Origin of the sequence: Pseudonocardia sp. (assembly GCF_035305885.1) — a bacterium.
Classification (GTDB): Bacteria; Actinomycetota; Actinomycetes; order Mycobacteriales; family Pseudonocardiaceae; genus Pseudonocardia.
Map to the genome: position 1 here is coordinate 1 of NZ_DATGOP010000099.1, position 11732 is coordinate 11732.

Sequence of the window (11732 nt, forward strand, 5' to 3'; positions counted from 1 at the left end):
GCCGACGTAGAGCTGGCGGGGGCGGCCGATCCGGGTGCCGGGATCCTCGATCATCTCCCGCCACTGGGCGATCCAGCCGGGCAGGCGGCCGATGGCGAACAGGACCGTGAACATGTCGGTCGGGAAGCCCATGGCCTTGTAGATCAGGCCGGTGTAGAAGTCGACGTTCGGGTAGAGCTTGCGCTCGATGAAGTAGTCGTCGTTGAGGGCGATCTCCTCCAGGCGGAGGGCGAGGTCGAGCAGGGGGTCGCCCTGGCCGGCGCGGGACAGGACCTGCTGGGCGGCCTTCTTCACGATCGCGGCGCGCGGGTCGTAGTTGCGGTAGACGCGGTGGCCGAAGCCCATCAACCGCACGCCCTTCTCCTTGGCTTTCACCCTGCGGACGAAGCCCTCCACGTCGCCGCCGGAGGCGTGGATGTCCTGCAGCATCTCCAGCACCGCCTGGTTGGCGCCGCCGTGCAGCGGGCCGAACAGGGCGTTGATGCCCGCCGAGATGCTCGCGAACAGGTTGGCGTGCGACGAGCCCACCATCCGGACGGTGGAGGTGGAGCAGTTCTGCTCGTGGTCGGCGTGCAGGATCAGCAGCACGTCGAGCGCCCGTACGAAGTCGGGGTCGATCTCGTACGGCTCGGCCGGGAACCCGAACGTCAGCCGGAGGAAGTTCTCCACGAGGCCCAGCGAGTTGTCCGGGTAGAGGAACGGCTGGCCGACCGACTTCTTGTACGCGTACGCCGCGATCGTCGGCACCTTGGCCAGGAGCCGCACCGTCGACAGCTCCACCGCGTCCTCGTCGAACGGGTCGAGGCTGTCCTGGTAGAAGGTCGACAGCGCGCTGACCGCGCTGGACAGCACCGGCATCGGGTGCGCGTCGCGGGGGAACCCGTCGAAGAACCGTTTCAGGTCCTCGTGCAGGAGCGTGTGGCGGCTGATCCGGTTCGTGAACGAGTCCAGCTGCTCCTGGGTGGGGAGCTCCCCGTAGATCAGCAGGTAGCTCGTCTCCAGGAACGTCGAGTTCTCCGCGAGCTGGTCGATCGGGTAGCCGCGGTAGCGGAGGATGCCGGCGTCACCGTCGATGTAGGTGATCGCCGACGCGCAGGACGCCGTGTTGCCGTAGCCGGAGTCGAAGGTGACGAGCCCCGTCGACGGGAGCAGCTTGCTGATGTCGAACGCGGACGCACCCTCGGTCGCCGGCCGGATCGACATCTCGAACTCGCCGCCGGGGTGGTGCAGAACAGCGGCGTTGGTGGTCTCGTCGGACATGTGGAGGTTCCCTCACACTCATGTTTTGCGTGGTTGGCCGCAACGCTAGTGCTCCCGATCGCGTTTGCGCCCGTCCTGAGGCTGACGCCTTCATCACGGCGGGCGTCACGTCGCGTGAACGGGGCGGTAACGCCAGAAGGCCGGGAACACCGCGGCCACCACGACCGCACCGACGATCACGAGGACGCCGCCCACCGTCGCCGACATCCCCGGTCCCCACCAGTCGGCGGCCGGACCGTGCCACATGTCGGCGAGGCGCGGTCCCCCGACGACCACCACCGAGAAGACGCCCTGCATGCGCCCGCGCATCTCGTCGGTGGCCACGGACTGCAACATCGACATCCGGAACACGCCGCTCACCATGTCGCCCGCGCCCGCGACAGCGAGGAAGATCACTGCCCACCACAGGGAGCCGGCGAGCCCGAAGAGGGCGACGCCCACGCCCCACACGCAGATCGCGAGCGTCACGGCGACGCCCTGCCGCTGGATCCGGTTCAGCCGCCCGGAGAACACCGCGGCGATGACCATCCCGGCCGGGATCGCGGCGAACAGCACCCCGAGCGCGAACCCGCCCGTCGGCGGGTCCCCGTGGACGACGTGGGCGATCTCGGGGAACACCACGCGCGGCATCCCGAACGCCATCGCCACGATGTCCATCAGGAACGACACCAGCAGCACCGCGTGCATGGCGGCGTACCGGAAGCCCTCGCCGATCTCCCGCAGCCCGGCCTTCCTGCGCTCGCCGCGCGTCTCCGGCGGGACCGGCGGCAGCTTCCAGGTGGCCCACAGCGTGGCGAGCAGCGCCAAGGCGTCCAGCAGGTAGAGCGTCGGCAGCCCGACGACCGGGATCAGCACGCCCGCGAGCAGCGGGCCCGCGATCGCGCCCGTCTGGTAGACGGTCATGTTCAGGGTGTTCGCCGCCGGGAGCTGGTCGGCGGGCAGCAGCCGCGGGATCACGGCGTTGCGCGCGGGCTGGTTGACCGCGAGGAACGCGGTCTGCACGGCGAAGAGCCCCAGCACCGTCCACACCCCGCCCAGGCCGCTGGCCGCGGTGACCCACAGGGCCAGCGACGACAGCGCGATCCCCGCCCCGGACAACAGCAGCAGGGTGCGCCGGTCCATCGCGTCGGCGATCGCCCCGCCCCACAGGCCGAACACGACCAGCGGCACGAGACCGAACAGGCCCGTGAGCCCGACGTAGGCCGAGGAGCCGGTCAGCTCGTAGATCTGCGCGGGCACCGCGACGACCGACAGCTGCGCGCCGATGACCGTGACGATCCCCGCGCTCCACAGCCTCCGGTAGGCCGGGGTGCGCAGGGGCCGGGTGTCGGTCAGCACGCCGCGCACGGCCCGCGCGATGCGCTTGGTGGTGGGCTCGCGGGGGGCGGTGGGGCCGGTGGGTGCGTCCGGGCCGGTGGTGATCGGCTTCGTTGGGCCATCCGGGCCGGACGTTGTCATACGACAACGAGTACCATCCGGCGCCCGCGCTGCGCCCCCCGGTTCCCGTCCGGAGTGCCGGGCCTCACGGTCGAACCCCGCGAGTCGCGCGCTGGATGTCGGCGAGTCGCGGTCTCGGTGCGCGCGAGTCGCGGTCTCGATGCGCGCGAGTCGCGGTGTCGGTGCGCGAGTGGGTCAGGGGGCGAGGCGGCGGATGCGCCAGGCGCGGCTGTGCGGGTCGTGCTCGTAGCGCAGGCGGTCGTGCATCCGGTCCTGCCTGCCCTGCCAGAACTCCACCTGCTCCGGCAGGATCCGCCAGCCGCCCCAGTGCGGCGGCGGCGGCACCTTCTCCTCGTGGGCGAAGCGCTGGGTGATCGTGGCCAGCGCGTCGTCGAGCACGCGGCGGTCCCGCACCTCGGTCGACTGCGCCGACGCCCACGCCCCGAGCTGGGCGCCGCGCGGGCGGGTGGCCCAGTACGCCGCGTTCTCCTCCGGGGTGACCAGCTCGACGTGCCCGCGGACGTGCACCTGCCGGTGCTGGGCGTACCAGGGGAAGGTGGCCGAGGCGTACCGGGTGGCGCGCAGCTGGTGGCTCTTGGCGGACGTGTAGTTGGTGAAGAAGACGATGCCGCGGGCGTCGATGCCCTTGCACAAGACGGTGCGCGAGGACGGTTTGCCGTCCTCGTCGGTGGTGGCGAGCACCATCGCGTTGGGCTCGACGACGCCGTCGGTGATGGCCTCGTCCATCCACCGCGTCAGCTGCTCGTGCCACGTCGCGGCGAGATCGCCCACGTCCAGCTCGTCGGTCCGCGCGTAGTCCACTCGCATCGTCGCCAGCTGCTTCGCCATCGACGCCCTCCCCCAGGTAGCGGACCCACCACGCTATGTGCAAGAACACCCGATCGGCACCTCCGGTGACCGATGCCACCCGGCCGCCCTTGCCGTCCTGCGGCGGCAACGGCAGGGTGACGCCAACCACGACGAGGAGGACGCGGTGACCACTGCGCCGACCGCACCCGGATCCGGCCAGGGCGAGGAGGCGGTACCCCCGCCCCCACCCGGTTTCGCCCCCGGCCTGGAGGGCCACGTCGCCTTCCGCACCCGGATCGCGGAACCCGACAAGGACGGCGGCGCGCTGCGCTACCGCGGCGTCGACATCGAGGACCTCGTCGGGAAGGTGACGTTCGGCAACGTGTGGGCGTTGCTGGTCGACGGCCGGTTCGGCCCCGGCCTGCCGCCCGCCGAGCCGGTCCCCATCCCGGTGCACACCGGCGACGTCCGGGTGGACGTGCAGGCGGCGCTCGCGATGCTCGCCCCGTACTGGGGCTACCGCCCGCTCCTGGACATCAGCGACGAGGAGGCGCGCGACCAGCTCGCCAGGGCGTCGGTGATGGCGCTGTCGTACGTGGCGCAGTCGGCGCGCGGGATCGGCGTGCCCGCGGTGCCGCAGTCGCGCATCGACCGGTGCGCCACGATCACCGAACGGTTCATGACCCGCTGGCGCGGCGAGCCGGACCCGGCGCACATCGCGGCCGTCGACGCGTACTGGGTGTCGGCCGCCGAGCACGGCATGAACGCCTCGACGTTCACCGCGCGCGTCATCGCCTCCACCGGCGCGGACGTCGCGGCGGCGCTCTCCGGCGCGATCGGCGCCATGTCCGGTCCGCTGCACGGCGGCGCGCCGGCTCGGGTGCTGCCGATGATCGAGGAGGTCGAGCGGACCGGCGACCCGGAGGGCCTGGTCAAGGGCATCCTCGACCGCAAGGAACGGCTGATGGGCTTCGGCCACCGCGTCTACCGCGCCGAGGACCCGCGGGCCCGCGTGCTGCGCCGCACCTGCCGCGAGCTGAAGGCGCCGCGCTACGAGGTCGCCGCCGCGCTGGAGAAGGCGGCGCTCACCGAGCTGCGCTCGCGCAGGCCCGACCACGCCATCGAGACCAACGTCGAGTTCTGGGCGGCGGTGATCCTCGACTTCGCCGAGGTGCCGCCGCACATGATGCCCGCGATGTTCACGAGCGCCCGCACGGCGGGCTGGTCGGCGCACATCATGGAGCAGAAGCGCGAGGGCAAGCTGGTGCGCCCGAGTGCCCAGTACATCGGTCCCGGCCCCCGGCGTCCCGAGGAGGTCGAGGGCTGGGACGAGATCACGAAACCGGGCTCCTGATCCCGCCCTGGTCCCGACGAGCGGCGCGCCCGTCGGAACCTACGCGACGAGCGCGCCGCTCGTCGGAACGCGCTTGCGCACGAGCAGCGAGGCCACGCCCGCGACCATGCACATCGCGCCGCCCGCGTACCACGCGGCGTCGTAGGCGCCGAGCTCGTCGCGGACGATCCCCGCGCCCAACGCCATGGCCGCGGCGCCCACCTGGTGCGCGGCGAACACCCAGCCGAACACGACCGGCGCGGCGGCCCCGAACAGCTCGCGGCACAGCGCCATCGTCGGCGGGATCGTGGCCACCCAGTCCAGGCCGTAGAACACGATGAACGCGAGCATGCTGGCCTGGATGTCCGGACCGAAGAGCGCGGGCAGCGCGAGCAGCGACAGCCCGCGCAGGACGTAGTAGACGAGCAGCAGGTAGCGCGGGTCGATCCGGTCGGTGAGCCAGCCGGACGCGATGGTGCCGGCCACGTCGAAGATCCCGACGAGGGCGAGCAGGCCCGCCGCGACCGTCTGCGGCATGCCGTGGTCGTGCGCGGCCGGGACGAAGTGCGGCTGGATCAGGCCCATCGTGGTGGCGCCGCAGATCACCATGCCGAGGGCGAGGTACCAGAACCCCCTGGTCCGCACGGACTCGGCGAGGACGCGCAGGGCGAGCCGGCCCGCGCCGCTGCGCACGGGGTCGACGTCGTCGGCCGGGGTGCCGCCGTAGGGCGCGACCCCGAGGTCGCGGGGCCGGTCGCGCAGCAGCCACATCACGAGCGGCGCGACGCCGAGCGCCGCGAACGCGACCGCGAGCGACGCCGGCCGCCAGCCGTAGGCGTCGGCGAGCTGGGAGACGAGCGGGAGGAACACGAGCCCGCCCGCGGCCCCGCCCGCGGTCAGCACGCCGGAGACGAGGCCGCGCCGGGCGACGAACCAGCGTCCGGTCACGGTGGCCACCAGGGCGAGCGCCATCGACCCGGTGCCGAGGCCGACGAGCACGCCCCAGCAGAGGACCAGCTGCCAGCTCGCGGTCATGAATATCGTGAGCCCGCTGCCCGCCGCGACCACCACGAGGGCGGCCGTGACGACCCTGCGGATGCCGAAGCGCTCCATCAGCGCCGCCGCGAACGGCGCCGTGAGCCCGTAGAGCGCCATGTTGACGGCGGCCGCGAGGGAGATCGTGCTGATGGACCAGCCGAACTCGTCGTGGAGCGGGTTCATGAGCACGCCGGGCACGGCCCGGAACCCGGCGGCGCCGACGAGGGCGAGGAACGTCACGGCGGCCACCCACCAGGCGGGGTGGATGCGTCGGGCGGGGTGGAGCTGGGTCACCCAGCGAGCATCGCCGGCCCGGGGGCCCGGCGACAGTGGCCCGACGGCCAATACGTGAAAGAATCCGGCCATGGCTGCGCCGCACGACGTCGCGGTGCTCGCGCTCCCGAACGTGGTGGCGTTCGAGCTCGGGCTCCCGCACAAGCTCATCGGCACGGCCGTCGACGACGAGGAGCGGCCGCTCTACCGGGTCCGCGTGGCCACCCTCGACGGCGGCCCGGTGCGCACGTCGGCCGACTACCAGGTGCTGCCCGAGCACGACGCGTCGATCCTGCGCGCCGCAGACACCGTGATCATCCCCGGCATCTACGGCGGCTCGGCGATGGCGCGCGGCGTCCTCGAACCGGAGCTCGCGGAGGCGCTCGACGGCCTCTCCGCGCGGATGGTCTCCATCTGCACCGGGGCGTTCGTGCTCGCCGCCGCCGGCCTGCTCGACGGTCGGCCGGCCACCACCCACTGGAGGCACGCCCAGGCGTTCCAGGCGCTGTTCCCGCAGGTGAAGCTGGACCCGGACGTGCTGTACGTCGACGACGGCGACGTGCTCACCTCGGCGGGCAACGCCGCGGGCATCGACCTGCTGCTGCACGTCGTCCGGCGCGACCACGGCCCGACGGTGGCCAACCGGGTGGCCAGGCGCAGCGTCGTCGCGCCGTGGCGCGAGGGCGGCCAGTCGCAGTTCATGGAGCCGATGCCCGACCCCGACGGCCCCGGCACGGCGAGGACGAGGGCGTGGGCCCTGGAACGGCTGCACGAGCCGCTCGGGCTCGCCGACCTCGCCGCCCACGCCTCGATGAGCGTGCGGACCTTCACCCGGCGGTTCCGGGAGGAGACCGGCATGAGCCCGGCCCGCTGGCTCACGGCGCAGCGGGTCGCGGCGGCGAGGCGGCTGCTGGAGACCACGGACCTGCCGGTGGAGCGCATCGCGGCCGAGTGCGGGTTCGGCACCACCGCGTCGCTGCGCCAGCACCTGCACGCCGCGATCGGCGTCTCACCGCTGGCCTACCGCCGCACCTACCGCGGCGGGGCGTAGCGGGCGAGCTCGAGGTCGAGGCGCTCCCGGCGGATCCGCTGGTCGAGGTAGAGCAGCCCCACCACCGCCGTGCCGAACGGGGTGGTGACGGTGCCGAGGACGATCGTGGCGATCGCGGACCGCACGATCTGCGATGCGTCCTGCGGCTCCGGGGTGAGCACACCGAACACGCCCAGCACGACGACCGCGACCGCGGCCACGACGAGCGTGCAGGCCAGCAGGATGCCGAACACCCGCCACCACGAGCCGCGCACGAGCCTCCACGACCGCCCGAGAGCCGCGGTCACCCCGATGGGTTCCAGCACGTAGGCGGTGGTCGCCAGCGCCCACCGCACCACGAGGTACGCGACGAAGGCCAGCGCGCCCAGGACGAGGAGCGCGCCCACCCCGATCGCCCTGGCCGACCCGATCGCGGCGACGACGAACGCGAACATGATCGGGAACGCCACGATCGCCCCGATGACGAACGCGATCAGCAGCGACAGCCCGATCAGCCCCGGCACCCTGGGCGCGGCCGACCGCCACGCCTCGCGCACGTCGACGAGCTGCCCGAGCACGGCCCGGCTGAAGGCCACGAGCAGCACACCGGAGAGCCCGGCGCTGAGCACGATCGCGACGGCCGCGGACACCAACGAGCCGACCATCGCCGCCACCGGCGCGCGGACGGCGCCACCCGGCCCGACGAAGGCGAGGTCGACGAAGAGCTGGACGAGGCCGGTGACGACCATGACCGCCGCGGTCACCCCGAGCGTCAACGCCGGGTTGCCCCTGATGAAGCGGACGGCCCCGGCCACGATGTCGCCGAGGCCGAGCGGGCGCAGCGGCACGATGCCCGGCTGCGGGGCCGGCCCGGAGGGCGGCGGCGGTCCGTAGGCCGCAGGCTGGCCGTAGCCGGGCGGCGGCCCGGACACCGGCTGCCCGTACTGGCCGTAGCCGGGCGTGCCGTAGCCCGGCGTGCCGTAACCCGGGGCCTGGCCGGGGCCGGCGGACCCGTAGCCCACCCAGTTCCCGGCCGGGTCGTACCCGGGGCCGTAGGCGGCGGGTCCGTAGCCGGGCTGGGGGTAGCCGGTCGGCCCACCGAACTGCGCGGTGGGGCCGGGTTCGGTCGGCGCCGCGGCGCCGGCCGGTGCGCTCGGCCCGGGGATCGTCGGCCGGTCACCGGCGGGCTGCCCGGTACCGGGTGCTCCGGCGGACGCGGCGGCCGGCGGCGAATCGGCCGCAGCGGGCGCCTCCGCAGCGGTCGGGCCGCTCTCGGCGGCGGGGCCGGCCGGCCCATCCGCAGCGGACCCGTCGGCGCCGTCCTCCGTTCCCGCGGCGACCGGCCCGGTAACCCGCTCGGCCCCGGCAGCGGCGGCCTCCCCCGTACCGGACCGGCCCGCGGCGGAATCGACCCCGCCCTCGGTTCCGGCACCGGACCCGCTCCCCGGCTCGACCGGACCGGACCCGGCCGCACCCGGTGCCGACGATCCCTGCCCGGCTTCGGGAATCCCGGTCCTCGTGGCCTCCTGCGCACCGGACGGTCCCGCGACGGGGCCGGTCGCTCCCTCGGCCGCGGCACCGCTCGCAACGGGCCCGCTCCCGGACTCCGACGGAGACCCGGCCGGAGCCGCCTTCCCCGGCTCGCCGGTGGCAGATGCGCCCCCGCGCCCGCCGGACGCGGCGGGCCCCGCCGCGTCCGACGCTCCACCCGTGGGCGACCCGCTCCCGGCCGCGGCCGCAGGCGACCCGACCGCCGCTGCGCCGGCCTCACCGCCACCCGCACCGGGTTCGGCATCCCCGGCCGCCGAGGCCTGCTCCGCACCGGACCGACCCGCACCGGCGCCGGCCCCACCCTGCGCAGCCGCACCGCTCGCAGCGGGCCCGCCCCCGGGCTCCGACGGAGCGGCCCCGGCCGCAGCCGCAGCACTCGGCTCGCCCACGGCAGCCGTGCCCCCGCTCCCGCCGGCCCCGGCCGAGTCCGCCGCCTCCTCCGCACCACCCGAAGGCGACCCGCTCCCGGTCGAGGCCGCAGCCGGCCCGACCGCGGCTGCGTCGGCCTCGCCGCCACCCGCAGGCGCCCCGGCCGGCCCCGACGCACCCGATCCGGGTCCGGCGGCCCCGGTCGCCTCGGCCCCCTGCCCACCGGGCTTCCCGGCGGCACGGCCTGCCTCGCCCTCGGCCTCCGCGCCGCGCGCAGCCGAGCCGCTCTCCGCCTCGCGCGACGCGGCAGGCCCGGCCGAGCCCGCCGCGTCCGCCGCCGGCTCGGCCCCTGCTCCCGTCTCCTCCGCGCCGGACCGACCCGCAGCGGTGCCGGCCTCCCCCGCTGCAGCGGCCGAACCCGGCTCACCGGCGGTCGCCGGGGTCTCGCCGCCCGACCCGGCGCCAGCGCCGGCACCAGCAGCAGACGCGTCCGCGGCCGACCGCCCCGGCTCGCCGGCCGGCCGCCCGGGCTCGCGGTCCGGCGGCACCGCGCCCGGTTCCGCGCCGTCGTCCGGTCGGTCCGTTGCGTTCGACATCTGCGCCTGCCCCCTTCGCCGATGATCTCCGGCGCCCATGGTGGCAGCGAACAGCCGCACGCGTAGGGCCGAACGGCCGCGCGCCGCGGGGGCTTGTCGGCGTGACCTCACCCACCCGGACGGGCCGTACGGCTCCGATCCGGTCCGATTCGGCCCGTGACGTGCGGTTCGAGGCGCCCGGGGTGGGGACCCACACCCGTTCGGGCCGTGACACGGCTGCAACACTGGAGCCCGTGACCGCTTCGACGTCCGCCGACCTGCAGATCCCCGCCGACCTCAAGCCCGCCGACGGGCGCTTCGGCTGCGGCCCCTCGAAGGTGCGCCCGGAGCAGCTCGCGGCCCTCGCCGGAGCGGGCGCGGAGCTCATGGGCACCTCGCACCGCCAGAAGCCGGTGAAGTCGCTGGTCGGGCGGGTCCGCAGCGGGCTGCGGGAGCTGTTCTCCCTGCCCGACGGGTACGAGGTCGTGCTGGGCAACGGTGGGTCGACGGCGTTCTGGGACGCCGCCGCGTTCGGGCTGGTGCGCGAGCGCGCGCTGCACCTGGCCTACGGCGAGTTCTCCTCCAAGTTCGCCGACACCACCCGCGGCGCCCCGTTCCTCGCCGAGCCGGTCGTCGTCAAGGCCGACCCGGGCAGCGCGCCCGAGCCGACCGCCGACCCGTCCTGCGACGTGCTGGCGTGGGCGCACAACGAGACCTCCACCGGCGTGTCCGTGCCGGTCGTGCGGCCCTCCGGGGCCACGTCCGACCAGCTCGTGCTCATCGACGCCACGTCCGGCGCGGCCGGGCTGCCGCTCGACGTGACCCAGGCCGACGCGTACTACTTCGCGCCGCAGAAGGGCTTCGCCTCCGACGGCGGGCTGTGGGCCGCGCTGATGAGCCCGGCCGCCCTCGAGCGCGTCAAGGAGATCGCCGCCACCGACCGCTGGATCCCGCCGTTCCTGTCGCTCGCCACCGCGGTCGACAACTCGGTGAAGGACCAGACCTACAACACGCCCGCGGTCGCCACGCTGTTCCTCATGGCCGAGCAGATCGACTGGATGCTCGGCCTGGGCGGGCTCGACGCGTGCGTCGCGCGCACCGCCGACTCCTCGGGCCGGCTCTACGCGTGGGCGGAGAAGTCGGAGTTCGCCACGCCGTTCGTGAGCGACCCCGCGCACCGCTCGCAGGTGGTCGGCACGATCGACTTCGTCGACTCCGTCGACGCCGCCGCCGTCGCGAAGGTCCTGCGCGCCAACGGCATCGTCGACACCGAGCCCTACCGCAAGCTGGGCCGCAACCAGTTGCGCATCGGCATGTTCCCCGCGGTCGAGCCTTCCGACGTCAGCGCCCTCACCGCCTGCATCGACTGGGTCGTCGAACGGCTGTCGTGATCACCGCTGTAAGCGGTGCGTAGTCACATCAGTAACATGCGTCCCAGCTCAACCCGGGTGATGTCGTCGGCGCGCCTCCGACGCAGGGTGCGGTCCGACAACTAACGTCACCCGGACGGGGAGAACGAGAGCGGGAGGGCCGCTGATGCGGGCGCTGCGGGTCGTCGGGATCACCGAGGGTGGCGGTGAGTTCTCCGTCGTCCTCGAGGACCCGATCCGACACGAGCGTTTCACCGTGCCTGCCGACGAGCAGCTGCGGGCCGCCGCGAGGGGGGATCTCACCCGGCTCGGACAGATCTCGATCGAGTTGGAGAGCCAGTTGCGTCCACGTGAGATCCAGGCCCGCATTCGTGCCGGGGCGTCCGTGGAGCAGGTCGCCGCTGCTGCCGGCGTACCGCTGCAGAAGATCGAGCGGTTCGCCTACCCCGTTCTGCTGGAACGCTCCCGCACCGCCGAAATCGCCCAGCGCGCGCACCCGATGCGCGCCGACGGCCCCGACACCCGCACCCTCGGCGAGGTCGTCGCGCACACCTTCGGGCTGCGCGGGCAGGACTACGCCGACGCCGAGTGGGACTCGTGGAAGGGCGAGGACGGCAAGTGGATCGTCGCCCTCTCCTGGCGCGCCGGGCGCTCCGACAACCGGGCGCACTGGACGTTCCAACCGG

At 74.2% G+C, this 11732-nt stretch carries 9 protein-coding genes; 4 read left to right on the forward strand and 5 right to left on the reverse strand.

The window, feature by feature from the left end:
* The 3 genes from VKZ81_RS20930 to pdxH all read right to left on the reverse strand — a co-directional run.
* Positions 1-1260, reverse strand: a 1260-nt coding sequence (locus tag VKZ81_RS20930; protein WP_324243322.1) for a citrate synthase, incomplete at its 3' end; no start/stop codon positions are given.
* Positions 1261-1365: 105 nt separating this feature from the next.
* On the reverse strand, positions 1366-2718 hold the full coding sequence (locus VKZ81_RS20935) for an MFS transporter (protein WP_324243323.1): 1353 nt from the start codon (positions 2716-2718) through the stop codon (positions 1366-1368).
* A gap of 174 nt (positions 2719-2892) precedes the next feature.
* Positions 2893-3546 (reverse strand): pyridoxamine 5'-phosphate oxidase, encoded by a 654-nt coding sequence (pdxH, locus tag VKZ81_RS20940; protein WP_324243324.1) that lies wholly within the window; start codon positions 3544-3546, stop codon positions 2893-2895.
* 145 nt (positions 3547-3691) lie between these two features.
* Here pdxH and VKZ81_RS20945 point away from each other — a divergent pair, with 145 nt between their 5' ends.
* Positions 3692-4861 (forward strand): citrate synthase 2, encoded by a 1170-nt coding sequence (locus VKZ81_RS20945; RefSeq protein WP_491723619.1) that lies wholly within the window; start codon positions 3692-3694, stop codon positions 4859-4861.
* A gap of 39 nt (positions 4862-4900) precedes the next feature.
* On the opposite strand, the gene VKZ81_RS20950 is transcribed toward VKZ81_RS20945, so the two are convergent.
* Positions 4901-6244, reverse strand: coding sequence for an MFS transporter (locus VKZ81_RS20950; protein WP_414709434.1), 1344 nt, complete (start codon positions 6242-6244; stop codon positions 4901-4903).
* On the opposite strand from VKZ81_RS20950, the gene VKZ81_RS20955 reads away from it, so the two are divergent.
* Positions 6243-7202 (forward strand): GlxA family transcriptional regulator, encoded by a 960-nt coding sequence (locus tag VKZ81_RS20955; protein ID WP_324243325.1) that lies wholly within the window; start codon positions 6243-6245, stop codon positions 7200-7202. The two genes, VKZ81_RS20950 and VKZ81_RS20955, sit on opposite strands and share 2 nt — an antisense overlap.
* Here VKZ81_RS20955 and VKZ81_RS20960 read toward each other — a convergent pair.
* Complete coding sequence (locus tag VKZ81_RS20960) at positions 7184-8203, reverse strand: DUF7847 domain-containing protein (RefSeq protein WP_324243326.1); 1020 nt, start codon at positions 8201-8203, stop codon at positions 7184-7186. The two genes, VKZ81_RS20955 and VKZ81_RS20960, sit on opposite strands and share 19 nt — an antisense overlap.
* Positions 8204-9930: 1727 nt before the next feature.
* Between VKZ81_RS20960 and serC the strand changes: the two genes are divergently transcribed.
* Together serC and sepH are read left to right on the forward strand one after the other, a co-directional pair.
* Positions 9931-11067, forward strand: coding sequence for a phosphoserine transaminase (gene serC / locus VKZ81_RS20965; RefSeq protein WP_324243327.1), 1137 nt, complete (start codon positions 9931-9933; stop codon positions 11065-11067).
* 145 nt (positions 11068-11212) lie between these two features.
* Positions 11213-11732: septation protein SepH (sepH, locus tag VKZ81_RS20970; RefSeq protein WP_324243328.1), on the forward strand; the 520-nt coding region annotated here is incomplete at its 3' end.

What these genes read in the sequence shown, in the direction of transcription:
- VKZ81_RS20935 (WP_324243323.1), bottom strand. Translation starts at nt 2,718, where the DNA reads ATGACAACGTCCGGCCCGGATGGCCCAACGAAGCCGATCACCACCGGC.
- pdxH (WP_324243324.1), bottom strand. Translation starts at nt 3,546, where the DNA reads ATGGCGAAGCAGCTGGCGACGATGCGAGTGGACTACGCGCGGACCGAC.
- VKZ81_RS20955 (WP_324243325.1), top strand. Translation starts at nt 6,243, where the DNA reads ATGGCTGCGCCGCACGACGTCGCGGTGCTCGCGCTCCCGAACGTGGTG.
- VKZ81_RS20950 (WP_414709434.1), bottom strand. Translation starts at nt 6,244, where the DNA reads ATGGCCGGATTCTTTCACGTATTGGCCGTCGGGCCACTGTCGCCGGGC.